General features: G+C 69.8%; 20 protein-coding genes. 11 read left to right on the forward strand and 9 right to left on the reverse strand.

Annotated features, from left to right (window positions below):
• The first annotated feature begins 552 nt into the window (after positions 1 to 552).
• The 3 genes from MFF01_RS17150 (at position 553) to MFF01_RS17160 (ending at position 5,935) form a co-directional block, all read left to right on the forward strand.
• A complete protein-coding gene (locus tag MFF01_RS17150) occupies positions 553 to 1,992 on the forward strand; it encodes a pentapeptide repeat-containing protein (RefSeq protein WP_238227289.1) in 1,440 nt (479 codons plus the stop codon).
• Between the two features lie 75 nt (positions 1,993 to 2,067).
• A complete protein-coding gene (locus tag MFF01_RS17155) occupies positions 2,068 to 5,037 on the forward strand; it encodes a response regulator (RefSeq protein WP_238227291.1) in 2,970 nt (989 codons plus the stop codon).
• Positions 5,038 to 5,407: 370 nt separating this feature from the next.
• Positions 5,408 to 5,935 (forward strand): hypothetical protein, encoded by a 528-nt coding sequence (locus MFF01_RS17160; RefSeq protein ID WP_238227293.1) that lies wholly within the window; start codon positions 5,408 to 5,410, stop codon positions 5,933 to 5,935.
• A 374-nt stretch (positions 5,936 to 6,309) separates the two neighbouring features.
• Here MFF01_RS17160 and MFF01_RS17165 read toward each other — a convergent pair whose 3' ends face one another.
• From MFF01_RS17165 to MFF01_RS17180, 4 genes are all read right to left on the reverse strand, one after another.
• Positions 6,310 to 8,280 carry an AI-2E family transporter gene (locus tag MFF01_RS17165; RefSeq protein ID WP_238227295.1) on the reverse strand — a complete coding sequence of 657 codons (1,971 nt, stop codon included), beginning with the start codon at positions 8,278 to 8,280 and terminating at the stop codon, positions 6,310 to 6,312.
• Positions 8,281 to 8,326: 46 nt separating this feature from the next.
• Entirely contained in the window at positions 8,327 to 8,710 is a 384-nt protein-coding gene (locus tag MFF01_RS17170) for a response regulator (RefSeq protein WP_238227296.1), read from the reverse strand.
• Between the two features lie 294 nt (positions 8,711 to 9,004).
• Positions 9,005 to 9,190, reverse strand: a complete 186-nt coding sequence (locus MFF01_RS17175; RefSeq protein ID WP_238227297.1) for a hypothetical protein — start codon at positions 9,188 to 9,190, stop codon at positions 9,005 to 9,007.
• A 144-nt stretch (positions 9,191 to 9,334) separates the two neighbouring features.
• Positions 9,335 to 10,714 carry an FAD/NAD(P)-binding protein gene (locus MFF01_RS17180; protein ID WP_238227299.1) on the reverse strand — a complete coding sequence of 460 codons (1,380 nt, stop codon included), beginning with the start codon at positions 10,712 to 10,714 and terminating at the stop codon, positions 9,335 to 9,337.
• A gap of 269 nt (positions 10,715 to 10,983) precedes the next feature.
• On the opposite strand from MFF01_RS17180, the gene chlG reads away from it, so the two are divergent.
• Positions 10,984 to 11,880 carry a chlorophyll synthase ChlG gene (gene chlG / locus MFF01_RS17185; RefSeq protein ID WP_238227301.1) on the forward strand — a complete coding sequence of 299 codons (897 nt, stop codon included), beginning with the start codon at positions 10,984 to 10,986 and terminating at the stop codon, positions 11,878 to 11,880.
• A gap of 12 nt (positions 11,881 to 11,892) precedes the next feature.
• On the opposite strand, the gene MFF01_RS17190 is transcribed toward chlG, so the two are convergent.
• The gene (locus tag MFF01_RS17190) at positions 11,893 to 12,243 is read right to left on the reverse strand and encodes a hypothetical protein (protein ID WP_238227302.1); all 351 of its coding nucleotides are present in this window, start codon (positions 12,241 to 12,243) and stop codon (positions 11,893 to 11,895) included.
• Positions 12,244 to 12,888: 645 nt separating this feature from the next.
• Here MFF01_RS17190 and MFF01_RS17195 point away from each other — a divergent pair.
• The 6 genes from MFF01_RS17195 to MFF01_RS17220 all read left to right on the forward strand — a co-directional run bounded on the left by MFF01_RS17195 (position 12,889) and on the right by MFF01_RS17220 (position 19,982).
• Positions 12,889 to 13,611 carry an amino acid ABC transporter permease gene (locus MFF01_RS17195; protein WP_238227304.1) on the forward strand — a complete coding sequence of 241 codons (723 nt, stop codon included), beginning with the start codon at positions 12,889 to 12,891 and terminating at the stop codon, positions 13,609 to 13,611.
• A 41-nt stretch (positions 13,612 to 13,652) separates the two neighbouring features.
• Positions 13,653 to 14,345 carry an ABC transporter permease subunit gene (locus MFF01_RS17200; RefSeq protein ID WP_238227306.1) on the forward strand — a complete coding sequence of 231 codons (693 nt, stop codon included), beginning with the start codon at positions 13,653 to 13,655 and terminating at the stop codon, positions 14,343 to 14,345.
• Positions 14,346 to 14,431: 86 nt separating this feature from the next.
• Entirely contained in the window at positions 14,432 to 15,160 is a 729-nt protein-coding gene (locus MFF01_RS17205) for an amino acid ABC transporter ATP-binding protein (protein ID WP_238227352.1), read from the forward strand.
• A gap of 82 nt (positions 15,161 to 15,242) precedes the next feature.
• Complete coding sequence (locus MFF01_RS17210) at positions 15,243 to 16,358, forward strand: hypothetical protein (RefSeq protein ID WP_238227308.1); 1,116 nt, start codon at positions 15,243 to 15,245, stop codon at positions 16,356 to 16,358.
• Positions 16,359 to 16,416: 58 nt separating this feature from the next.
• Positions 16,417 to 17,232 carry an FAD binding domain-containing protein gene (locus tag MFF01_RS17215; protein WP_238227309.1) on the forward strand — a complete coding sequence of 272 codons (816 nt, stop codon included), beginning with the start codon at positions 16,417 to 16,419 and terminating at the stop codon, positions 17,230 to 17,232.
• On the forward strand, positions 17,229 to 19,982 hold the full coding sequence (locus MFF01_RS17220) for a molybdopterin-dependent oxidoreductase (protein ID WP_238227310.1): 2,754 nt from the start codon (positions 17,229 to 17,231) through the stop codon (positions 19,980 to 19,982). Before MFF01_RS17215 ends, MFF01_RS17220 begins: the two co-directional genes overlap by 4 nt.
• A gap of 6 nt (positions 19,983 to 19,988) precedes the next feature.
• On the opposite strand, the gene MFF01_RS17225 is transcribed toward MFF01_RS17220, so the two are convergent.
• The 4 genes from MFF01_RS17225 to MFF01_RS17240 form a co-directional block, all read right to left on the reverse strand.
• Entirely contained in the window at positions 19,989 to 21,425 is a 1,437-nt protein-coding gene (locus MFF01_RS17225) for an acetamidase/formamidase family protein (protein WP_238227311.1), read from the reverse strand.
• Positions 21,426 to 21,549: 124 nt separating this feature from the next.
• A complete protein-coding gene (locus MFF01_RS17230) occupies positions 21,550 to 21,801 on the reverse strand; it encodes a hypothetical protein (RefSeq protein WP_238227312.1) in 252 nt (83 codons plus the stop codon).
• Between the two features lie 403 nt (positions 21,802 to 22,204).
• Positions 22,205 to 23,044 carry a factor-independent urate hydroxylase gene (gene pucL, locus MFF01_RS17235; protein ID WP_238227313.1) on the reverse strand — a complete coding sequence of 280 codons (840 nt, stop codon included), beginning with the start codon at positions 23,042 to 23,044 and terminating at the stop codon, positions 22,205 to 22,207.
• 85 nt (positions 23,045 to 23,129) lie between these two features.
• Complete coding sequence (locus MFF01_RS17240) at positions 23,130 to 24,545, reverse strand: nucleobase:cation symporter-2 family protein (RefSeq protein ID WP_238227314.1); 1,416 nt, start codon at positions 24,543 to 24,545, stop codon at positions 23,130 to 23,132.
• A 222-nt stretch (positions 24,546 to 24,767) separates the two neighbouring features.
• Here MFF01_RS17240 and uraH point away from each other — a divergent pair, with 222 nt between their 5' ends.
• Positions 24,768 to 25,619, forward strand: a complete 852-nt coding sequence (gene uraH / locus MFF01_RS17245; RefSeq protein ID WP_238227316.1) for a hydroxyisourate hydrolase — start codon at positions 24,768 to 24,770, stop codon at positions 25,617 to 25,619.
• The last annotated feature ends 67 nt before the right edge of the window (positions 25,620 to 25,686 follow it).

Consider the following 25,686-nt stretch of genomic DNA (forward strand, 5'->3'; position numbering starts at 1 on the left):
GAACCCACCATCGGTGGGCCGCCCCAGCGGTTCGGAGCGTCTAGAGCCCCGTCGCCGCCCTGTCAACCCGGACAATCCAGCGAACCCGCCAAACCACCCAACCGACAGAACAACATCCAAGAGACAAAAACAGTGGACCATCCAGCCAAAGCCGGATCATCCATCCGCTAAATCTCCAAGATGACCGGCAAACCGCCCCGCCAAGTCCCGTAAGACCCGCTGGCCGCCGCCGATGAACAGGCTTCTAGAGGCCGCCCCGCCCACCGTCAACCGCGAAATAACCGCCACGCGCATTTTTTGCGACAGGTCCAAGACAGCCCGCCCCAAACCCCTGAATTCGCTCGCAAACGGACCTCCACATGGCGAGCGGACTGGTTCGGCTCGTGGTCCGTGCGCCCAGACATGAGTGCGAATGGGCAGGGGAGGGGGCGCGACGCCGCTCCGGTTTGACACGGGTTCGACCTGCGTGAACACCGCCGGAGACTTGAGTCCCGCCGGCACGCGGCCGCGGACCGCCCCCTGGACGCTCGTCCGGAACGAAAGAGGCCTGCCTTGACGGATCAATCCGGCATTCCCCGCGCGCCCCTCGCGGGGATGGACCCGGGCGCCGATCTCCTGCCCGACGCCGATCCGCGGGCCACGGCCCTGCTCGCCCGGATCGAAGGCCTCCGGCAAACCCCCGAGGGGGCAAGTGGCTCCTCCCGGCACTTCGAGGGTCGGGGCATCGATCTGCGCGGTCTTCGGCTCGGTCGCTCGGCCACCGGATTCGTCCACGAATCCGGTGCGGTGCCGGACTGGTGGGACGGTGGGCAGGACGGCCTGCGGCTCACAGGCGCCGACCTGCGCGACGCGATGCTGGAAGAGACGGACCTGTCGGGCGCTCACCTCGCGGGCGCGCAGCTCTCCGGCGCCCTCGGCCGCTCCGCGCGCTTCGACGGAGCGGTCCTGGAAGAGGCGGATCTCGGTGGCGCCGATCTCAGTGGCGCCCATTTCACCGCCATCGCGGGCGGCGAGGCGAATTTCGACGAGGCCATGCTGGAGGATGCGCGCTTCGGGCAGGCCTCCATGCGGTTCGCCAAGCTGCGCCGCACCCTCCTCGACGGCGCGGACTTCACCGGCACCGACCTATGGGGCGCCGACCTCACGGGGGCGGATGCGGACTACACGGTGTTTCGCGGCGCCCACCTCGACGAGGCCAAGCTCGGCAACGTCAATCTCACCTATGCGGATTTCGAAGGCGCCAGCCTGAAGAAGGCCAACCTCACGGGTTCGCGCCTGCGCGGCGCGAATTTCACCGGGGTCAAGCTCGACGGAGCGAATCTCGACCACGCCGATTTCTCCGAAACCAGCCTGGTGCGGCTCAACCTCTCGACCTGTTCCCTGCGCCACGTGCGCTTCGCCGGGGCCTGGCTCAACGGCACGCGGATGCGGGCGGAGCAGCTCGGCGGGGCCGTGGGGGAGGAGATCGCCGGCGAGTACAAGGCCGCCCAGGCGAGCTACCTCGCCCTCGAGCAGAACTTCAAGAGCATCGGCGCCCATGACGAGGCGAGCTGGGCGTACAAGCGCGGCCGCCGCATGGGCCGGCTCCAGGCGGGCACCGAAGCCCGCGCGGCCTGGAAGGCCAGGGCCGGCCGGGACCTCGCCCGCCACGGCTACCAGTGGGTCGCCGACCGCTTCGTCGAGTGGCTGTGCGATTACGGAGAGAGCCTGTCGCGGATCGCGCGGGCGTTCGTTCTCGTCATCGCCCTGTTCGCAGCCCTCTACGGCGTCGCCGGCGGCCTCGTGCGCGAAGGCGGCGACGGCAGCCCGACCTACAACGTCCTCGATCTCGTGAGCTACAGCGCCCTCAACATGATGACGGCCAACCCGCCCGAGATCGGCATCAAGCCGATCGGGCGCTTCACCAACCTCCTCGTGGGCATCGAGGGCGCTGCGGGCATCATCCTCATGGGCCTGTTCGGCTTCATCCTCGGCAACCGCCTCCGGCGCTGACGCGTTCGGCCAAGGCCGACCTTCGGGCTCCGCGCGTCACCGCCCTCTTCCTCGATCTCCAGTCCAGGCCGCACGATGACCACAGCCTCCCCTTCGCGTTCGGCCGGCGGCCGGCGCGAGCCGCGTCTCCTCGCCGGCCTGCCGAGTTCCCCCGTCGCCCTCGTGCTCATCGCCATCGCCGTGATAGCGGGCGTCGCGAATTACTGGGTGGGCGAGCGGGGACGGGTCGAGGCCGCGCGCCAGCACGCCATCCTCACCCTGGGCGATCGCCTGCTCGCCAACATGGTCGAGCTCGAGACCGGCATGCGCGGCTTCATGCTGTTCGGCGCCGAGGAATACCTCGAACCCTATCAGGCCGCCGAGGCGACCATCGGCGGACAGCTCGACGCCCTCGAGGCCATGACCCGGGATTTCCCCGGGCCCGGCCCCGGACGCCTGCGCGCCTTCGTCGACGCCAAGCGCGGCTTTGCTGCCCGCGTCATCGCCGCCCGCCGGAACGAGGGCTACGACGCCGCCGTGACCCTGGCGCGGACCGGTGAGGGCAAGCGCACCATGGACGGGGTCCGCGCCGCCACGAAGGTGCTTCAGGACCACGCCAACGAGACCCTGGCCGAGGTCGAGGGGCAGGACCGGGCCTGGTCCATCGCCCTGCTCCTCATCTCCATCCTCTCGGCCCTGGGCGCCGTGGGTCTCCTCGCCCGCCTCGCCCTCGTGCGGCGGCGCGAGGAGCAGCGGATGGCCGTCCTCCTCGACGGCGTGTTCGCCAATGCCCCCGTCGGCCTCGGCTTCCTCGACCGCGACCTGCAGATCCGCCACATGAACCGGGCGCTCGCCACCATGAACGAGCGCGGCTTCGGCGCCGATCTCGGAGCGCCGATCTGGTCCGCCGTTCCGACGTTGCGGGAACAGCTGATGCCCAAGCTGCGCGCCGCCCGCGACGAGGGCCTCGTCACCACCAACGTCGACGTCGCCGTCCCGACGCCGAGCGCGCCGCGCGGGGTGCGCCACTTCCTCATGAGCTTCTATCCGCTCCGGGGCGGCGGCGGGCCGACGGGCGCCCAGGCCGAGGGCGTCGGCCTCGTCGTCTCCGACGAGACCCTGCGCAAGCTCTCCGAGGAGCGGATGCGCCACAGCGAGGAGCGCTTCCGGTCGCTGACGGAAGCCACGGCCTCCATCGTCTGGACCACCACCCCCGACGGCGGCTTCGAGACCGCGCCCTCCGAATGGACCCGCTTCACCGGCCAGACCGCCAAGGAGGCGGCCGGCCACGGCTTCATCGAGGCGATCTTCCCCGAGGACCGCGACCGGACCATGGCGGCCTGGAACCAGGCGGTCGAGACCCTGTCGCCCTACGAGATCGAGCACCGCATCCGCCGCCACGACGGGATGTGGCGCTTCATGGCCGCCCGCGCCGTGCCGATCCTGGAGGAGAACGGCAGCATCCGCGAATGGGTCGGTGCTCATACTGACATCACCGCGCGCAAGGAGGCGGAACTGGCGCTCGCCGCCGCCAAGGAGGCCGCCGAGGAGGCCAACCGGGCGAAAAGTCAGTTCCTGGCCAACATGAGCCACGAGCTGCGCACCCCCCTCTCGGCGGTGATCGGCTATTCGGAGATGCTGCAGGAGGAGATCGAGGATCTCGGCGAGGAGAGCCTCCTCGTCGACATGCGCAAGATCGAGGCGAACGCCCGCCACCTCCTCGGGCTCATCAACGACGTCCTCGACCTCTCCAAGATCGAGGCCGAGCGGATGGAGATCTACGCCGAGACCTTCTCCGTCGCCGAGATCGTGCACGACGTCGCCTCCACCGTCGAGACCCTCGTCGACAAGAAGGGCAACACCCTCGCGCTCGAGATCGGCGACGATCTCGGCGACGCGAACACCGACCAGACCAAGCTGCGCCAGTGCCTCATCAACCTCCTGAGCAACGCGGCGAAATTCACGGAAGGCGGCCGGATCACCCTCTCGGTGACGCGCAGCGAGGCGAGCGGGGCCGGCTGGCTGACCTTCAGCGTCAGCGACACCGGCATCGGCATGAATCCCGATCAGCAGGCCAAGCTGTTCCAGCGCTTCACCCAGGCCGATGCCTCGACGACGCGTCGCTTCGGCGGCACGGGCCTGGGTCTCGCCATCACCCGCGCCTTCGCCGACATGCTGGGTGGCGCCATCGAGGTGACGAGCCAGGAGGGCGTCGGCACCACCTTCACCCTGCGGGTGCCGGCCCGCTACGTCAGCACCTCGCCCCTGGAGGCCATCGGCCATGCCGGCGCGCATGCGGCGAGCCGCCTGCCCCTGCCCGACATGGCCTCGGGCGGCCAGGTCCTCATCATCGACGACGATCCCTCCACCCGCGACCTCCTCGCGCGCTTCCTCGAGCGGGACGGCTTCACCGTGGCGACGGCGAGCGACGGGCGCGAGGGCGTCGAGCGCGCCCGCACCCTGCGGCCCCGGGTGATCCTCCTCGACGTGACGATGCCGCGCATGGACGGCTGGTCGGTGCTGCGCACCCTGCGGGCCGACCCGGAGCTCGGTGCCACGCCGATCATCATGGTGACGGTTCTCGACGAGCAGAACCTCGCCTTCTCCCTCGGGGCCACGGACTACCTCCAGAAGCCCATCGAATGGGGGCAGCTGAAGACCGCCATGGAGCGGTTCAAGCCCTCGGAGACGGAAGGGCCGGTGCTCATCATCGACGACGATCCGGATGCTCGCGAGCGCATGGCGGCGATGCTGATCCGCGAGGGCTGGCGGGTGGCCTCAGCCGAGAACGGTGTGGCCGGACTCGAGGCGACGGCGGCGAAGAAACCCTGCCTCATCCTCCTCGACCTGATGATGCCGGAGATGGACGGCTTCGGCTTCCTCCGGGCCCTGCGGGCCAAGGCGGAATGGCGCGACATCCCCGTGGTGGTGCTCACCGCCAAGGACGTCACCGCCGAGGACCGCCGCCGCCTCGCGGGTCAGGCCGACCGGGTGCTGCAGAAGGGCCGCCTCAGCCTCAACGACCTGTCGGAGGCGCTTCGCTCGCTCGTGGCGCCGGGGGGGTGAGGGCGCTGAAGCGCGTCCTGCGATTTATTTTTCGCCGAACCGGTATTCACTTCGGCAAAAAATGCTCTCGCATATACCGGTATGCCCCCGCCGCCAGTTCGGGCGCGGGGTGAAACCCAATCCGTTCGATCGTGCGGAGGCCGGTCGAGGAGGGAGACCGTGTGATAACTCGATCGCAACCGAATGATAGAAGCGTCTCTTACGCCTCTGTCGTTTCACACGGCCTCCTCCTTTGCCGTGTATCTAAGCGATCAATCGAACATCACAAAATCAGTAATACGGCGGCGAATCTTGAAAAGAGGACCGGTTTAGAAATCTTACAAGCAACGTATAGATTTGATCGCATACTATTTGATACCTTGGGACGCTCATGAACGCCCTGTCACTAACAGCCTTGACCGTTGGAAGCCTTCTTGTTTCCACGTTGCCCAATTTAGCACAAGAAATCAGAACGCCATTTGGTTCTCTGCACATGAGAATGAGTATTATTGAAGCAGAATTGTCGCTCGGAGCGAAGTCTTATTCCACAGATCGGGGAGCGATTTTTATAGCGTCCAATTTTAATGGCCAGAGATATCTCGTATCATTTGACTGCCCTGATAGAAATTCACGATGCGATAAAGAAGCGATGAAGCCAAGGACCATCACAGCTTCCTATACCAATGAAATTATCATCGATCTTCGGCCAAGAGAAGCAAGCAAAATTCTTGAAAATTTTGGCTTTGATAGCGCAAAAGCTCGAAATTACGCGAATTGTGCGAAGTTAAATATAGCGAAGACTATAATTATTGCAGGTCGTATATGTGGAAATTGGGGAATCCGAATGAGATATTGGCGAGCTTTTCCGGACGGTTTTGGCTTGGGAGGTTTTACGCCGTGCACGGACAGCTGCTTCTGAGAATTTGCATCGCGTGCAATGGACAAAACGATGCCGTCCGTCCGAATGCGACGCCCTGAGCCCGCCTCCTCGTGGGCGGATTATCCGCTGTCTCAAAGGCCCCCCAGGGTCCCGGCTCTCAGCCACGACACGGACCGCCGGGACCTCACGGAGGAGAGGCGATGGAAGCAAAGGCCGATAGAATGGGCATGTTCTCAAATTCAGGTCGAGCGTAAGGCCCGCGCGCATCCCTTCTCCCCTCTGCGGGAGAAGGTTGCCCGCGAAGCGGGTCGGATGAGGGGAGAGCCAAATCTGGAGAGGTCGCCCTCTCTCCCGCCTGCTCCGCAGGCACCCTCCCCCGCAGAGGGGGGAGGGTCAGGTTCTCGCCCCCTGCTTCAAGCCGGAACGGCCGAACCCACCAGGAGTGGCCCCGCCGGCGCCGGCACCTCGACCATGTCCGCCTTGCGCTCCGAGAACCGCAGGGCCGCGTCCAGGGCCCCGTTCAGGGACGTCACCAGCACGTCGGCCGAGACCGTCCGACGTAGGCGCTCCAAGGTCGAGGGATCGCGCTCGCGCCAGAAGCCGACGAGAACCTTCACGCCCGGGATTGCCTGGCGGGCCTGGCGGACGTTGAGGCGGATCTGCGACAGGCTCACGGGCTCGAGATAGGAGAAGCACACCATGGCGATGCCCTCCACGACGGCGGGGCGCTCGCCCTGACGCAGGGCCGCCATGGAGACGACCTGCGCGGCAAGACCGTGCTGACCGAGGATCTGGCTCAGCATCAGGGTAGCGGCCTCGTCGAATGGACCGCGGCTCGACACGCACAGGACGGGGCAGGGACCGCGCCATCCTGGCGCGAGGTCGGCCGGGGTGCGCACGATGGCGGCGACCTGACGGTCGGGTCCGACGGCGGCCACCGCCGCCGAGGTCTCGCGGTTGCCGGTCTTGGCACGGCCGCTCTTCGCCCGGCGCACGGGCCGGGTGCCGAGACGCGTCACCACGGTCCGCAACGAGGCGCCGACCTCGCCCTGACGCTCGCGGTCGAGGGCGCCGCGGGCAAGATCGTCCTGCGCCATGAGGAGGCCGGCGAGCACCACCTCGTCGTAGTAGGTCACCAGGGCGCGGGCCTTGAGGAACAGTTCGCCCTGGTCGATGGCTTCGGCCGGATCGCTCGCCAGCATGCGCTGATAGAAGATCTCCGGCGGCGACAGGGCCGGCTGGTCGCCCAGGATCACGTCGAGGAACCACAGGCGTTCGATGTGGCGCCCCAGCACCACGAGGCAGACGGTGATGGGGGTGGCCAGCACGAGGCCGATGGGTCCCCACAGGAAGGCCCAGAGGGTCGCCGCCAGGATCACCGCGATGGGCGAGAGACCGGTGGAATGGCCGTACAGCAGCGGCTCGACGACGTGGCCGGCGATGGGCTCGACCACGAGGAATAGGGCCGCCGTGGCGATGACCATGGTCCAGCCCGGATCCACCGCCGCCGCCACCACGAGGGGCAGGAGCGCGCTGATGGCTGCGCCCACGTAGGGCACGAAGCGCATGATGGCGGCGAGCACGCCGAACAGGATGGGGTTCGGCACGCCGATCCACCACAGGCCGAGGCCGATGACGACGCCGAAGGCGATGTTGAGGCAGAGCTGGGCGAGGAAGAAGCGGCTGAGGCGGCTCACCGCGTCGTCGATGGCGGCCGTGGTCCGGCGCAGGTCGCCCGAACCGGCCAGGCGGATGGCCCGGTTGCGCAGGTCCTCCCGCTGCAGGAGGATGAAGATCGTGAAGATGAGGATCAGGCCGGTGGTGGCCAGGGGGTGCAGGATGGGGGCCACGACGGCGCCCAGGGTCCCGAGCAATCCGGCCTTCGCCGCCGCGATCTGAACATGAAGCGGATGGTCGAGGCTTCCGGCTTTTGGAGCCTCCGCGACGATGTCCTTCGTCTCCGGCTGAAGCTGCGCGCCGATGTCCTGCACCATGTCGATCACCCGCGTGAGGGTGCCGCTCCCGGCGGTCGCCTCCTTCAGAGAGGCGATCTTCTCCTTCATCGTCACCTGATAGCGCGGCAGGTCGGCGGCAAGCTGCGCCGTCTCGTTGGCGATGAGAAGCGCGATGCCGAGCAGGGCCCCGAAGGCGGCGATCACCACCAGCATCACCGCCAAAGCGCGCGGCAGGCGCAGGCGCCGCAGGAGACGGACCGCCGGCACCAGGACGAAGCTGAGCAGGATGGCGAGCGTCACCGGCACGAAGATGTCGCGGCCGAGATAGAGCGCCGCCGCGATGGTGATGACGAGCAGGCAGGATGCCAGGGTCGTGAAGACCGGCATCGCCTGCCGGAGGAGGCGGGCGGTGATGGGATCGTCGCTCATGGGTACGCTTACGGTCTCGACAGGGCGGGAGCGACGGACGGGCCGATCAGGCGACGGCCGGCGCCTGAGGGCCGACGGCGGCGTTGATCTGAGTCAGGAGCTTGGAGAAATCGACGGGCTTGGGGTGATAGTCGTTGCACCCCGCCTGGATCGCCTTGTCGCGGTCGCCCGACATGGCGTGCGCGGTGAGCGCGATGATCGGGATGCCCTGGGTGTCGCTGCCCGATTTGAGGACCCGCGCGGCGGACCAGCCGTCGAGGATCGGCAGGTTCATGTCGAGGAGGATCACGTCGGGCCGGGCGGTGCGGGCCTGCTGAACGCCGGCCTCGCCGTCATGGGCCAGGATGACGTCGTAGCCGCGCCGCTTCAGCCGGCGGGACAGGAAGTCCCAGATTTCCTCATGGTCTTCCACCAACAAGATCTTGGCCATCATCCGCTCCCTCAAGTTCCCCCGCGAACGGGACCATGCATGTCCCACGCCCGTGCCCGAAAGGCCGGGCGATTGTCCACCCTCGTACGTCCGGCACGGCGCGCGGGGAGGAGCCCCGCCCCGAAGGCCGGCGTCCCGCACGCCCGTGCCGCCCGTCGGACCGCGCTCACGAGTCCGGACCGGATCGCGCCGTTCCGGCACCGTCCGATCCCTCACCGTGCTGTGAACGCACAAGTCGTGCGAACGGTCCCGCACGATCCGCGGGCCGATCGCGCGGGACCGCGGCGGGACGCCTCACGGGCGGGCCGACGGGGAGGGGACGGGCTTCGTCGGAAGGAGGCCGCTGTCCTGCATCACGATCAGGCCGAGCATCGCCGCCAGCAGCGTCGCCAGGGAGGCGAGGCGCCCGAGATGGCGCCGCCGCACCACCATCAGGACGAGGACGACGAGCAGGGCCACGAGAAGCACGAGGGTGAGCATCGAATCCGCAACGGGCGAGAGGGGCGACGGGCGCGGGAGCGGCCCCGGGCGATCCCGACGCCCGGGGGCCGCCGTGACGCCGTGAGGCCCGGATCGTCACAGACTCCGCCCGCCTGGGCAAGGACGATGCCCGGCGGGCGCCCGTCAGGTCGGGTCGGAGAGCGTGCGCGCCGCGGCCTGCGCGAGACCGGCGGCCTGATTGCGGATGTCGGGCACCGCCGTGCATTCCCACAGGACGCCGCGCAGGAGCGGCCCGACCACCCAGAGCGGGCCGGCCTCCACCGGCCCGAGCGCCCTGAGATCGGGGGCGGCGTCGAGACCGAGGCCGAACGGCCCCGGCCGCACGAGGCCCCGCGCCATGAGCCGGCGGATCAGGGGATCGTCGGTTTCCACCACCCGCCCGATGCCGGTGGCGTCGAGGATGCACTGGACGGCGAGGGTCTCGTCCCCGGCCGCCCCGCGCGGGCGCAGGGTCACGCGGGCCTCGCCCGCCGTGTCGGCGATGGCGCGGATGCGCCCGGCCCGCACCGTCAGGGTGCCCCGGGCGATCTCGTCGGCGATGGCCTCGGCCGCCGGCGGGGCCGCGCGGTGGCGATGGACGTCCCAGAACGGCCGCAGATGGCGCAGGAAGCGATCCTTCTCGGGCGCGGGCAGGGCGCGCCACAGGGTGTCGGTGACCGGCCGCAGGGCGTCGATGACGCCGCGCCAACCGATTCCCGCCACCGCCGCCCGGTCGATCTCGCGCCGGATGCGGGTGGTGAGGGCGGACAGCGTCGTCGCGCCGGAAAGATCCGGCATCGGCCAGGGCTGGACCGGTGCGTGAGCGCTGGGCAGAAGGCCGCGCCGGGACAGGGCGACGATCGGCCCGGAGAACCCGTGGCGCCGCAGGGCCGCCACGGCATCCACCATGGTCAGGCCGGTGCCGACGATGAGGACCGGCCGGTCCGGATGGAGGCGCCCGAAGCTGTCGGGCGACCACGGATCGGCCTGATGCCGGCTGCGCGGTGCCCCCGGGGCCCCGAGATTGCCCATGGCGAGGACGGCGCCCGCGATCGGATAGGACGCCCCACCCTCCGTGCGCAGGGTGAAGCCGCCCGGCCCCGGCTCGAGATCGGTGACGGCGTCGTGGACGAGGTCGAGGCGCGGCGGGCCGTCGCCGCCGGTGACCGCGCGGGTGAGAAGCTCCGTGAGGTAGCGGCCATAGAGCCCGCGCGCCGCGAAGGTGCCGCCCGGCGTGACGCGGATCCCGGACGCCTCGGCCCTGTCGAAGGCCGTCGTGTCGAGCCACTCCGAAAAATGCTCCGGCCGGTCGGGATAGGCGCTCATATTCGTCGCCCGGACGTTGAGGAGATGGTCCGGGTTGACGGTGGCATAGGCCCGCCCCCGGCCGAACGTCCCCGCGCGCTCGCACAGGAGCACGCGCCGCTCAGGCTCCAGGCGCGACAGGAGCTGGATCGCGCTCATGGTGCCGCTGAAGCCCGCGCCGATCACGGCGACGGGGTGCGGGAACTCCTTCGACATCATCCGGCCTTCCCAACTCCGCCCATCGGCAGCGAGACTAGGGCCGTCCTTTAAAACGGACAAGGCTGGAACGGAAGCTCCGCGCCGTCAGGGTGAAGCCTCGGACTCCAATGGCATAATGCATACGGGATAGGGGCGGGCCAGGGGAAGATCATTCCTTAAAACGAACAGCCGGGCGGCCCGAACCGGCCGCTTCCGTTCGCTTCGCCGCCCTACCAAACCGCCGGAGCTTCCGTTAGCCTTCGGAAGGCGGCGCGCGGGTTGGGGGATGCATGAACGGGACACGCCTCCATCCCGGCACGCCGGCCCCGGCGGCGGTGCTGGAACTGCTCAAGCCGGTGACGTGGTTCCCGCCCATGTGGGCCTTCGGCTGCGGCGTCGTCGCCTCGGGCGTTCCCCTGGCGGGCCACTGGGGCGTCGCCCTCACGGGGATTCTGCTGGCCGGCCCCCTGGTCTGCGCCACGAGTCAGGCGGTCAACGACTGGTTCGACCGGGAGGTCGACGCCATCAACGAACCGCACCGGCCGATCCCCTCGGGCCGTATCCCCGGCCGTTGGGGCCTCGCCATCGCGTGCGCCTGGACCGGCGTGTCGCTCGCCGTGGCGGCGGCCCTCGGGCTCTGGGTGTTCCTCGCCGCCCTCCTCGGGCTGGCGCTCGCCTGGGCCTACAGCGCGCCGCCCCTGCGGCTGAAGCGGAACGGTTGGTGGGGCAACGCCGCCTGCGGGCTCTGCTACGAGGGTCTGGCGTGGGTGACGGGCGCGGCGGCGATGCTCGGCGGCGCCCTGCCGCCGGCCCCCTCCCTGATCCTCGCCGCTCTCTACAGCGCCGGCGCCCACGGGATCATGACCCTCAACGACTTCAAGTCGATCGCCGGCGACCGGCAGATGGGCATCCGCTCCCTTCCGGCGAGCCTCGGGCCCGCGCGGGCCGCGCGGGTCGCGTGCTGGGTCATGGCCGTGCCGCAGGCGGCGGTGATCGGCTTGCTCCTCGCTTGGGGTCGCCCGGTGGAAGCGGGCATCGTCGCGGCGTTCCTCGCCGGGCAGATCGCGATGATGCGCCACTTCCTGGCGAAGCCGACGGAGCGGGCCCTGTGGTACAGCGGCTTCGGGGTGCCCCTCTACGTGTTCGGCATGCTGGCGAGCGCCTTCGCGGCGCGGGCCCTGACCTGACCGGGCAGGCCGTCAGATCTGCTGCGATGCCCGCATGGCGTCGTCGTCGGCCGCCAGGAACCCCGCGAGGACGCGGGACGGCGTCGTATAGACGATCCGGAGCCCCTTCGGGATCGGGCCGCAGCCGAGGCAGACCGCGTAGTCCCAACGCTTCCAGATGCGGGTGTTGCGCGCCTCCACCGCCTGCTGCCGGAGCTGGCCGAGCCTGATCATGTTTCTGATCTCGGCGGCCCTCTCGTCGCTCGTCGCCTCCGCCGGCCGGGAGGGGGCGGAAGGCGGCCGAACCTGATCCTGTGCGGCGGCGGCCATGGGGAACAAGGGGACGAGGGGCGACAGGGCGAGGGACAGGGCGACGAGACGCATCGGGCGATCCTTCTGCAGCGAGGGATTTCTCCAAGTCTCCGAGGTTACGGTCCCGCCCTTCTCAAGGTTTCACGGGGCGATTCATTTTTTCGATCGCTCACGAAAGCTTGTGTTCGACGTCTGATAATCGCGAATGCTTGAGTCGGCTCGGTGGCCCCTTCCGTTCCGCGCCGATGCATCGGCAGACGTTCGGCCCCTGACCACGAACGACCGCGCAGTGACATCCCGTCGCCGTCCACAACCAGCGTAGGCGGGAGCGCCGCACGAACCCTTGTCGCCCTCGCGGAAGTCGGCAAGGCTGTGCGCGAAGCGATACTGCCATGTGCTTGTAGCAAGGCCGACGGGGATCGATGCGAACGCAATGCGGGACACCAGTGAAGCGAGCGCCGGGCGTGCCGGCCGTGGACGCACGTCCTGCGGCAACGGTCACGCTTTGGTCCGTTTGATGCTTAGCGAATCGGCCCGGTCACATCCGGGCCCCGCCGAGACTTCCGCCGTCGCCAGCAGCACACTCCCGGAAACATCGTCCCGCGTCGCGCGCGCCCCTTGGGCGATGTACGGAACCGTATCCGCGAGACCATCCGGCGACCCGACCGACGCGATCGATGGGGCCACGACCGCCCCGCCCACAAGGAAGACGATGCGATGAACTACAACTGGAACTGGGGCATCTTCTTCGAGGCGTCGCCGGAGGGGACCGGCACCTACGCGGACATGCTGCTGTCCGGCCTGACCTGGACCATCGTCACGGCACTCTGCTCCTGGGTCATCGCGTTCCTCCTCGGGTCCCTCGTCGGCGTGATGCGGACCCTGCCGAACCGGGCCGCCAACGCCGTCGGCACGACCTATGTCGAGTTGTTCCGCAACATCCCGCTCCTGGTGCAGATGTTCCTCTGGTACTTCGTCCTGCCCGAGGTGCTGCCCGAGCAATGGGGCTCCTGGCTCAAGCAGCTGCCCAACGCGCCGTTCTACACCGCCGTGGTGTGCCTCGGGTTCTTCACCGCCTCGCGCGTCGCCGAGCAGGTCCGCGCCGGCATCCAGTCCCTGCCGAGGGGCCAGAAGATGGCCGGCACGGCGCTCGGCCTCACCGTGGGCCAGACCTACCGCCACGTGCTCCTGCCCAACGCCTACCGCATCATCCTGCCGCCCCTGACCTCCGAATTCCTGAACAACCTCAAGAACACGTCCGTGGCCCTGACCATCGGCCTCCTGGAGCTCACGGCCCGCGCCCGCGCCATGCAGGAATTCTCCTTCCAGGTGTTCGAGGCCTTCACCGCCGCCACGATCCTCTACGTGATCATCAACGTCGTGGTGATCTTCATCTCGTCCTGGATCGAGCGCCGCGTCGCCATTCCGGGCAGCCGCTGAGGGTGCAAGCCCCGCCTTAGCCCCTTCAGAGGTCACCTCTCATGCTCGCCAATTTCGACTTTTCCGTCATCACCAGCTCCCTGCCGTACCTCTTCTTCGAGGGCATGCGCTTCACCCTGACCCTGACGGCGCTCGCCGCCTTGGGTGGCATCGCGCTCGGCACCCTCATCGCGATGATGCGGCTCTCGGGGCTCCCGGTGATCCCGCTCGTGGCCAAGACCTACGTCAACCTGTTCCGCTCCCTGCCCCTCGTGCTGGTGATCTTCTGGTTCTACTTCCTCGTGCCGTATCTCGGCCAATGGGTGACGGGGGCCGACCGCCCGATGACGGTGGGCGCCTTCACGTCATCGCTCGTGACCTTCACCCTGTTCGAGGCGGCCTACTTCTCGGAGATCATGCGCGCGGGCATCCAGTCGATCCCCAAGGGCCAGGCGGCGGCGGCACAAGCGCTCGGCATGACCTATTGGACCTCCATGCGGACGGTGATCCTGCCCCAGGTCTTCCGCAACATGACCCCGATTCTGCTCACCCAGACCATCGTGCTCTTCCAGGATACGTCGCTCGTCTACGTGCTCTCGATCACCGACTTCCTGGGCGCAGCCTCGAAGGTCGCCCAGCGCGATGGGCGCCTCGTGGAGATGTATCTCTTCGCGGCGGTCGTCTACTTCGCGGTGTGCTTCGTGGCCTCCATGGCGGTGCGCCAGCTCCAGAAGAAAATCGCCATCATCCGCTGACCGCCCCCAACCCGTCTTCCATCGAGGATCGCCCCATGCGCGCCCCCCTGAACACCTCGTCGGCCCCCGCCGAACCCACCGGCCCGATGATCGCCATGACCAACGTCAGCAAGTGGTACGGGGACTTCAAGGTCCTGACCAACTGCACCACGTCGGTGAACAAGGGCGAGGTCGTCGTCGTCTGCGGACCGTCGGGCTCGGGCAAATCGACCCTCATCAAATGCGTCAACGCCCTGGAGCCGTTCCAGGAGGGCCAGGTGGTGGTGGACGGCACCCCCGTGCGCGACAAACGCACCAACCTGCCGAAACTCCGGGCCCGGGTCGGGATGGTGTTCCAGCACTTCGAGCTGTTTCCCCACCTGTCCATCGCCGAGAACCTCACGCTCGCCCAGGTCATGGTGCTCGGGCGCGACCGGGGGGCCGCCCTCGACAGCGGCATGACCCTCCTCGACCGCGTCGGCCTCTCGGCCCACGCCAAGAAGTTTCCCGGCCAGCTCTCGGGCGGCCAGCAGCAGCGCGTGGCCATCGCCCGGGCGCTCGCCATGAACCCCATCGTGATGCTGTTCGACGAACCGACCTCGGCGCTCGATCCCGAGATGGTCGGCGAGGTCCTCGACGTCATGGTCCAGCTCGCCCGCGAGGGCATGACCATGATGTGCGTCACCCACGAGATGGGCTTCGCCCGCAAGGTCGCCAATCGGGTGATCTTCATGGACAAGGGCGAGATCGTCGAGGACGCCACGAAGGACGACTTCTTCGGCCACGCCCGCTCGGAGCGGGCGCAGAACTTCCTCTCGAAGATCCTGCAGCACTGAGGCGAACGGCCCGGGGCGCTCGCTCTTGACCGGGGCGGCGTTCCGGGGCCGGCTTCCCGGAACGCGTTCGGGTGGGCCGAGGATGGACAGGAAACCGATTCTCGCCTGGGGCGGCCTCGTCCTGGCGGGCCTGCTCCTGGCGGGCAGCGGGGCGGAACTCCTGCCGCGGGCCCATCTGGCCTGGCGGCTCCTGCGGGCGGCCGACGATCCGCCGGCCCTCGCGCGCCTGCGCCTCGAACCCGTGGCGACGCCCGAGCGCCTGGCCGAGGAGATCGACGCCGCCGTCGCGGCGCAGGACGACACCCTCGCCCAGAGCTTCCTCGACCTCGCCGACGGGCGCGCCATCCCGGTGGACGCAGCGCGGCGCGGGCGTGTCGAGGCCCTGTGGGAGGCCGCCCCCTTGCGCACGGCGCGGGCCTTCGCCGACGGCGCCCTCACGGGGCAGGTCGACAGCGGCATCGGCCTCGCCGGGGCCTTCGCGGCCGACCTCACCGGCCTCGGCGACCTGCGCGACCTTGCCCGGGAAGGCGGCCACCTCGTGCGCGACGAGCCGTACGACTCCCTCGTCCTCGGACTGGCGAGCGTCGGGCTGGTGGCGACGGCGGCGACCTATGCGGGCGGCCTCGGCGCCGTGGCCCGTGGCGGCACGACCTTGCTCAAGGCGGCTCACCGATCCGGGCGCCTGTCGCGCCCCCTCGCCGCGAGCCTCGGGCGGTTGGCGCGGGAGAGCGTCGATCCGGTGGCCGTGCGCGCCATGGTGGCGGCCGCCGGCCGGTTCGACCTCGCCGCCACCCGCACCGCCGCGCGGGCCGGCCTGCGCACGGGCGCCGTCGCCGAACTGGCGGCCCTCGGCGGACAGGCCTATGCCCTCCAGGCCCGGATGGGATCGCGCGGCGTGCTGCAGGTTCTGTCCCTGGCGCGCTCCCCGGCCGAGATCGGTCGCGCGGTTCGCCTGGCGGACGGTCTGGGGCCCGTGACGCGGGCCGTCCTCAAGCTCCTCGACCGCGCCGCCCTGGTGATCGGGGCCGTCCTGATGGAACTCGTGCGGACCGTCTGGCTGGCCCTGGGCTGGTGCTGGGGGCTCACCCTGTTCTGTCGCCGCCTCGGCTTGGCGATCGGGCGCCTGATCTGGCCAAAGCCGCGCCGCGCACGCGACAGGCGCCCGTCGGCGCCGGGCGCGACGGTCCTCGCGGCGTAGGGTCGGCTCCGGGGCGGTCACCCCGGAGGTGGACGGAGTCTTGCTTGCGGACCGAGCCATGGATCTCAACGGCGTCACATCCATCCTCACACCGGGACAGGCCGACGCGCTGCCCGACTGGCGGGACGGCGATGCGTGGCTCGCGGGGGGAACCTGGCTGTTCTCGCAGCCGCAACCGCACCTCAGCCGACTGATCGACCTCGCCGGCCTCGGCTGGCCGACGCATACGGCCTCGGAGGACGGCCTGACCCTGTCGGCGACGGGGACCATCGCGGAGCTCGACCGATTGGAGCTGCCCACGGCCTGGGTCGCCGCGCCCCTCGTCGGGCAATGCTGCCGGGCGCTGCTCGGCTCGTTCAAGATCTGGAACCGGGCGACCGTCGGTGGCAACCTCTGCATGGCCCTGCCGGCCGGACCGATGATCGCCCTCGCCGTCGCCCTCGAGGGAGTCTGCACGATCCTCACGCCGGGCGGGGGCGAGCGGCGTCTCGCCGTCGCCGACTTCGTCCTCGGCCCCGAGCGGACGGCGCTGCGGCCCGGCGAGATCCTGCGCAGCGTCGCCCTTCCGGTGGCGGCGCTGTCCCGGCGGACGGCGTTCCGCCGCATTGCCCTGAGCCCGAACGGCCGCTCCGGAGCCCTGCTGATCGGGACGCTGGACCGGGCGGGGGCGTTCGCCCTCACGGTGACGGCGGCGACGCGCCGCCCCGTGCGGATCGCCTGCGCGGCGTTGCCCGACGCGCAGGACTTGCGGGCGCGGATCGTGGCGGCGATCCCCGGGTCCGACTGGTACGACGACGTCCACGGCGCGCCGGATTGGCGGCATCACGTCACCCTGCTCCTCGCCGAGGAGATCCGGCAGGAGCTCAGCCGATGATCTTGACCGTCAACGGGCAGGCACAGGATGCCGCGCCGCGCCCCGGTCAGTGCCTGCGGACCCTCCTGCGGGATCTCGGCTGGTTCGGCGTCAAGAAGGGCTGCGATGCCGGCGATTGCGGCGCCTGCACCGTGCATCTCGACGGTGAGCCGGTGCATTCCTGCCTCCTGCCCGCCTACAAGGCCGAGGGACGTGCCGTCACCACCATCGAGGGCCTCGCCGGGCCCGGCGCGCCCGGCGGCGAACCGGCCCTCCACCCCATGCAGAACGCCTTCCTCGACGCGCAGGGCTTCCAGTGCGGGTTCTGCACGCCCGGGATGATCATGACGGCGGCGGCCCTGGACCAGGGCCAGCGACAGGACCTCGGCACGGCCCTGAAGGGCAACCTCTGCCGCTGCACCGGCTACCGCGCCATCCGCGACGCGGTGGCGGGCACTCGCCATGCCGAGGCCCCCGGCACCTGCCTCGACCCCGTCGGCCGCAACCTCTCCGCGCCGGCGAGCCGCGGCGTCGTCTCGGGCACGGCCGCCTATACCCTCGACCTCGCGGTGCCGGGGGTGCTGCACCTGAAGGTGCTGCGCTCGCCGCACGCCCATGCGCGCATCGTGGCGCTCGACCGGCAGGCGGCGCTCGCCGTTCCGGGTGTGGTGGCGGTGTTCACCCACGAAGACGTGCCGCCGCGCCGGTTCTCGACAGGCCGCCACGAGAACCCGGCCGACGACGCGCCCGACACCCTCATCCTCGATCCCGTTCTGCGCTTCGTCGGCCAGCGGGTCGCCGCCGTGGTGGCCGAGAGCGAAGCCGCGGCGGAGGCGGGCGTCCGGGCCCTCGTCGTCACCTACGAGACGCGGCCGGCCCTCCTCGATCCGGAGGCGGCGCTCCACCCGGACGCGCCCCTGGTGCACGACCCCGGGGACCGAGTCCCGCTTCCCGCGGGGGAGGATGCCCCGCCGCTTCTGCCCCATCCGAACCTCGCGGCCGAGGCCCACGGCGCCATCGGCGACGTCGCGGCGGGGTTCGCCCTGGCCGACCTCGTCCACGAAGCGGAGTACGTCTCCCAGCGCGTGCAGCACGCCCATCTCGAGACCCACGGCGCCGTGGGATGGCTCGACGCGGACGGCCGCCTCGTGGTGCGGTCCTCGACGCAGGTTCCGTTCCTCACCCGCGACGCCCTCTCTGCCCTGTTCGCCCTCGACCGATCCAGGGTCCGCGTCCTGTGTGGCCGCGTCGGCGGCGGCTTCGGCGGCAAGCAGGAGATGCTGACCGAGGACCTCGTCGCCCTCGCCGTGCTGAAGACCGGCCGGCCGGTGCGGTGGGAGCTGACGCGCGAGGAACAATTCACGGCGACAACCACGCGCCATCCCATGCGGGTGCGGGTGAAGATGGGGGCGAAGGCCGATGGCGCACTCACGGCGATCCAGCTGACGGTGCTGTCCAACACCGGGGCCTACGCCAACCATGCCGGCGGCGTGCTGCATCACGGCTGCAACGAGTGCATCGCCGCCTACAATTGCCCGAACAAGCGGGTGGACGGATACAGCGTCTACACCAACACCCTGCCGGCGGGGGCCTTTCGCGGCTACGGCCTCAGCCAGACGATCTTCGCGGTGGAATCGGCCCTGGACGAGCTGGCGCGCGGCCTCGGCCTCGATCCCTTCGCCATGCGGCGGCGCAACGCCGTGCGCCCGGGCGACCCGATGGTCGCCACCAGCCTCGAACCCCACGACGTCGCATATGGCTCCTACGGCCTCGACCAGTGCCTCGACCTCGCGCAGGCGGCCCTCACCGAGGACCCGGGCCTGCCCCCGCCCGGACCGGACTGGCGCGTCGGCGAGGGCATGGCCATGGCGATGATCGACACGATCCCGCCGCGCGGCCACTTCGCCCATGCGCGGATCCGCCTCGACGGGGACGGCTACGCCCTGGCGGTCGGCACAGCGGAATTCGGCAACGGCACCAGCACCGTCCACGCCCAGATCGCCGCCCAGGCCCTCGCCACCACGCCCGACCGCATCCGCCTGATCCAGGCCGATACCGACGCCGTCCTCCACGACACCGGCGCGTATGGCAGCACCGGCATCGTGGTGGCGGGTCAGGCCAATCTGCGCGCGGCGACGGCCCTGGCCGAAGCCCTCACGCAGGCGGCCGCCGAGCGGGTGGGGGTCGCACCGGAGGCCTGCCGCCTGTCGGGCGAGGTTGTGGAGACCCCCACCGGTCCCGTTCCGCTCCAGGCCCTGGCGCCCCTGGAGGCGCGGGGGGAGGCAGACGGCTCGCCGCGCTCCGTCGCCTTCAACGTCCAGGCGTTCCGCGTCGCCGTGCATCCGGTGAGCGGCGAGGTGCGGATTCTCGCGAGCATCCAGGCCGTGGATGCCGGGGTTGTGATCAACCCGATGCAGTGCCGGGGGCAGGTCGAGGGCGGCGTCGCCCAGGCGCTGGGCGCGGCCCTCTACGAGGATTACCGCTTCGACGGCGCGGGCGGCGTGCTCACGCGGACATTTCGCAACTACCACATCCCGGCCTGCGCCGACGTGCCGGACACCCGAGTGCTGTTCGCCGACACCCACGACCGCATCGGGCCGCTCGGGGCCAAGTCCATGAGCGAATCGCCCTACAACCCCGTCGCCCCGGCGCTGGCCAACGCCATCCGCGACGCGACGGGCGCACGCCTCACCGCGACGCCGTTCGCGCCCGACCGGATCTTTCGGGCCGTGATGACGGCGGTCGCGGCGCGCGAAGGCCCCGCGACCTGACGCCGGTCAGGCCGTCCGCTCCGCGAAGAGCGCCTTCTTGACGATGGCGTGGACGCCCCAGTTGCCGTCCACCACCTGGGTGACCCCGAAATCCACCGCGATGGACATGAGCGAGATCGCCTCGTCCTCGGTCAGCCCCTTCGCGTGCATGAGGAACGACCGCATCTTCCGGAAGGCGTCGCGCATGGCGAGGTCGAGGGAGGATTTCTGGAAGATCGTGTTCTGCGCGTCGGGGCCGAGGTCCCGCAGGTAGTTCGGGTAGCTGAAGCCCGACAGCACCCACTCGTCCTTCGTCTCGATCATCGGGAAGTCGAGGGCTTCGAGCGACGTGCCGGCGAGATCCCGTTTCTTGTGCAGGATGAACTGGAACGTGCCCGTGAGCGAGCACTCGATGGCCGTGCCGCAGAGTTCGGAATCGCCCTGGCTCGCATGGGGATCGCCCACCGAGAACAGGGCGCCCGGCACGGCCACGGGATAGTACATCGTCGCGCCCTTGCCGATGCGCCAGTTGTCGATGTTGCCGCCGGTGTAGCTCGGTGGAATCGAGTTCACCCGCTCGGCCTCGGCCGGCGCGAGGCCCATGGTGCCGAAATGCGGGCGGATCGGCACGCGGATGCCCTTGAGCACGTCGAAGGTGCGCGTCGTCTTGGTATGGTCGACGGGAAGGCCCGGATAGTCGATGGTCGGGTGCAGGATCCCGTTCGGATCGGTGACACCGGGCCAGGGGAAGCTGTAGACGGCTTTCGCCCAATCGCGGTCGCCGCTGGCATCGACCTCGTAGATGGTGATGACCTCGCGCTTCTTGCCCTCCAGCATGTCGCCGTAATGGTAGCCCCACCAGGCGGCGGCGTTGCTGCCGAAGGTCGAGCCCTTGAATTTCGGGTTGGCGGAGGGGCGCGGCGCCACGTCGAGGATGCGCACTTCGAGGACGTCGCCGGGCTCGGCGTCCCGGATCGCCACCGGCCCGGTGCAGATATGGACGCCGAGGCCGCCGCCCGGACCGAGCTTGGCATCGTCGGGGCCGGCGCCGCGCCGGGCGACGCCCTTGCGCTCCTTCGTCCAGAGGAACACGCTCTCAGCGCCGGGATCCCCGGTGACCATGCGTTCGGCGTCGTCGTTGGCGTGGTGGGTCAGGGTCTCGATGGTGACGTAGTCGCCGGACGCGATCTCGACCTGCGGCGTCAGGCTCCGGCTGAAATAGCCCCAGTGCACGGTCTCGGCCGTGGCGGGGAGGTGGTGATGCACCGATGGCCTCGCGCCCTTTCCGACCTCGGCCAGGGCCGGGCTCACGAGGGAGAGCCCGCCGGCGGCCAGGGCGGCGGCGCCACCCGAGGCCACGAACCCGCTCTTGAGGAAGGCCCGCCGCTCGGGCTGCATGTCACGCCTGTAGCGCAGGCGGTGCTCCGCGAAGGCAGCGCAGGTCGGATCGTCGCCAAGGCACATCTCGTCGCTCCGGTGGGAAACATCCGGAGTCGTGTACGCAAGGCTGCGGCCAAGCCTGATGGTTCAGGCCCGACCTGTCAGCTCAGGGCAGCCGTGCCCACCCTGGCGTGGGCCGGCCTTTGCCTCAGCGTCCGCGCTGGGACGGGGCGACCCTCACCGATCCGGTGGCGTCCGTATCCAAGGCGCCGGCCCGTCCGGACACGGCGTGGGGCAGGCGGCCGGCATAGGCATCGACGTTCCGGGGGGCGGCCTGTCCGGAGAGGCCGCCCGGTGCCGTCGCGGCGGGAATGCCGGCCGGGGCGGTGTAGCTCTGGGCGAGGGCGGCGCCCGACAGGGCGAGGCCGAAGGTGGCGCTCAAGAGGAGGCGTAGGGTCATGGATGGTCTCCCGGGTGCGCGGCCGTGTCCGGGAAAAAACCGGACGGCACGCTATAGTCCCGGAATTTGTGCAGCGACGCATCGAAAAGCAACATTTCGTGCGCAAGCCTTGTGCATCAAGTTGATGCACACGGAACGGAACAAGAGCTTCCCTCACTCAACCACGACGGATAAATCATGCCAGGCCAATGACTTGCTCGCGATGCCCACTTTTATTACAAGTTTTGGCGCCGTTGGCACGCGTCTTTCCGCGGCCCCATGGGAAGGACACGCGAGGCGTCAGGAAGGTCCGGCCCCACAGGAATCCCACTCGGAAGTCATACCGGTTCCCGTATGATCACTTCGGGTCGAGCCCGCGTTTCACCGCTTCACGAACGGATGAGGCGGGCGCTTTGTGAGGCACTCACGCCCGCCCGATCGTCGCCTCGATCTGCCCATGGGGCTCGTCGGTCGGCAGGAATACGGTCCCGGGGTTCTCCAGGCCGAACGGCGTCAGGTTGATGGGAATGTAGTGCTTGTTCGGCATGGCGAAGCCGATCTCGGCGATCTCCGGGACGGCCGCCAGGACCGCCTCGCCCATGCGGTACATGCTGTCCTGGATGCTGGCGCTATAGGTGGTGCCGAACACCGCGATCAGAATGTCCCGCACGCGCGCGTTGGTCGCCGTCGGGTCGGTGGGTTCGGCCGCCCAGGTCCAGGTGGCGTCCATGGCGGTCGCGGCGATGCGGTCGGTGGCATCGGGCAGGGTGCGATAGGCGTCGTCGACGAAATTCGCCCAGCCCGATTGCGTGGTCTTCATGACGGTGAAGCCCCGCAGCCCCGACCGGAGCACGCTGCCGTCGCGGCGCGCCTCCAGGGCGACGTAGCCCGTCCCGTTGCCGTCGAGGGTGAAGACGTGACCGTGCGGCGCTCCCTCGATGGAGTGACGCAGCCAGCGCGTCTCCGCCCCCTCGATCCGCATCTCGTCGATCTGCGGATAGGTCTCGAGGAACGTGGCGGCGACGACCCTGACGAAGGCTTCCGCGTCGAGGGCCGGATTCTTCGCCGCGACCACGTTGACGATGTTCTTCACGCTGTCGGTGGCGACGCAGGCCCGGTTGTCGCCCCCGGTCCAGGCGGCGTCGAAGGCGCCCTTCATCAGCACCGTCAGGGTGAGTTCGCGCGGGGTGTGGTGGTCGCCGTCGCGCGCGAGCCGCATCACCCGCACGCGGCCCTTGCCGTATTGGGAGGCGGTCAGAGGCATGGTTCTCTCCACTCGGGTGGGGCTGGACAACACGATGACGACGTCCGCCTCGCGCCTGCCGAGGCGGCGGCTTCGGGCGGCCGGCTCAATGCGCGGAGACGGCGGCCTGCCGCCGGACCGCCTCGCGCGCCGCACCTTGGCCGGCGAGGCCGTTGAAGAACAGGTTCAGGGCGACCGCCGCGAGGGCGCAGAGCAGGATGCCGGACTCGAGCAGCGGGTGCAGGGCGTGCGGCATCTGTTTGAAGAAGGAGGGCGCGACCAGGGGAATCATACCGAAGCCGATGGAGACGGCGACGATGAACAGGTTGTTGCGATTGCGGGAGAAATCGACGGTGCCGAGAATGCGGACCCCGGTGGCGCCGACCATCCCGAACATCACGAGGCCGGCCCCGCCCAGCACGCATTGCGGCACCGCCTCGACGAGGGCGGCGAGCTTCGGGATCAGGCCGAGGCCCAGCATGATGACGCCGCCGACGACGGCCACAAACCGGGTCCGGACCCCGGTGACGCCCACGAGGCCGATGTTCTGCGAGAACGAGGTGTAGGGAAACGTGTTGAAGACGCCGCCGATGACGGTGCCGAGGCCGTCGCCGCGCAGGCCCCGGGTGAGGCGCGCCGCGTCGACGGGGTCGGCGCAGATCTCGGCGAGTGCCAGGAACATCCCCGTCGACTCGATCATCACCACGATCATCACGATGCACAGGGTGACGATGGAGACGGGATCGAAGGTCGGGGAGCCGAAGGCGAAGGGGCGCACCACGTCGAACCAGGGCGCAGCGGCAACGTGGCCGAGATCGACCAGGCCGAAGAAGGCCGCCACGATCGTCCCGACGACGATGCCGATGAGCACAGAGGCCGAATTGACGAAGCCGGCACCGAAGCGGGTGATCGCCAGGATCACACCGAGCACGAAGGTGGCGATGGCGAGAAAGAGCGGGTCGCCGTAGCGGGGATTGCCGATGCCGCCCGCGGCCCAGTTCACGCCGACCTTCATCAGCGACACGCCGATCACCAGGATGATCGTGCCGGTCACCACCGGCGGGAACAGCGGCAGGAGCCGTCCGATCAGGGGAGCGGCGAGGAAGGCGAACAGGCCGGCGGCGATGACGGCGCCGTAGATGCCGGTCAATCCGATGGCCGGGTTGGTGCCCATGGCGACCATGGGGGTGACGGCCGCGAAGGTGACGCCCATCATCACCGGCATCCGCACCCCGACGCCCGGCAACCCCCAGCTCTGCAGGAGCGTCGCGAGACCGCACGCGAACAGGTCGGCACTCACCAGCATCGCCACCTGATCCGGCGCGAGCTTCAGGGCGCGGCCGACGATCAGCGGAACGGCGACGGCGCCGGCATACATCACGAGGACGTGCTGCAGCCCGAGCAGGCCGAGGGCGATGGGGGGCACCTTCGTGACGGATGCAGTCGCGGCGCCGGGCGGCGGGAGACCGGGCGAATGGAGGACGGCATCGTCGGGGGCCGCGATCATCGGGGCGCTGTTCATCGGATCGACACCTCTGCCGCGACGCGCAGATCCCTCACCGGGGATGCCGGCTCCAAGGGCGCAAACCGCGTGCCACACGTCGGGGCGATCTCCCCGGAACGGCGGAGCCGGCCGCGTGGCCCGTTGCCTGCACTCGTCTCGCCCGCGATGCGTCCCCATCGCCTGATCCAAGCCTTTCGCTTGATCCAAGCCCTGCGCCTGATCCAAGGGAGACCGGCCGTCATGCCCGCGACGCTCGCTGATCTGAATGAAGCCCCGGCCGCGGCGTTCGTGGCGGTGCTCGGCGCCGTCTTCCCGCATGCGCCATGGATCGCCGACGCGACCGCCGCGCAACGGCCCTTCGCCACCGTCGAGGCCCTGTTCACCGCCCTGCGCGGCGCGGTCGAGGGCGCCTCGGACGCCCGGCGGCGCGCGCTGCTCGCGCCCCCGCCCGCCCGTATCGAGCCGGCCGCGAGTGGCCTCGATCGCCTGTCGGAGGCGGACGCCGCCCGCTTCGCGGCGCTGGAAGCGGCCTACCGCGAGAGGTTCGGGCATGCCTTCATCTTGTGCGTCGAGCGGCACGGCCGGGCCTCCCTGCTGGCGAACGTCGAAAGCCGGCTGGCCGCGCCTCTGGAGGCGGAGCGGCGCACGGCCGAGGCGGAACTGATGCGGATCGCCGCGATCCGCCTGAACGCCCTGGTCACCGGCCCGGGGGCGCTCACCACGACGGGGCGGATCTCGACCCATGTCCTCGACACCGTCCAAGGCAAGCCCGCCGCCGGGGTGGCCGTCACGCTGGTCGAGTGCATCTCGGAGACCGACAGTGTGGTCGTGGCCCGCGCGGTGACCAACGCGGACGGGCGCACCGACGCGCCGCTCGTCCACGGGCGTCCCGTCCCGCGGGCGACCTACGAACTCCGCTTCGGACTCGGCGACCACTTCCGGCGGATCGGGCCGGCCCTCGGCCTCGCCCTGCCCGAACCGCCGTTCCTCGATGTCGTGCCCCTGCGCTTCGGCGTCGACGATCCGGAGGGCCACTATCACGTGCCCCTGGTGGCGACGCCCTGGAGCTATCAGACCTATCGCGGAAGTTGAGACGCCGGCGGGCCGGCCGGGCCGGCACGGCTATTGCTGTGCCCAGATCCGTGAACCCCGGCCCCAG

The organism is Methylobacterium adhaesivum, assembly GCF_022179065.1.
Lineage (GTDB): Bacteria > Pseudomonadota > Alphaproteobacteria > Rhizobiales > Beijerinckiaceae > Methylobacterium > Methylobacterium adhaesivum.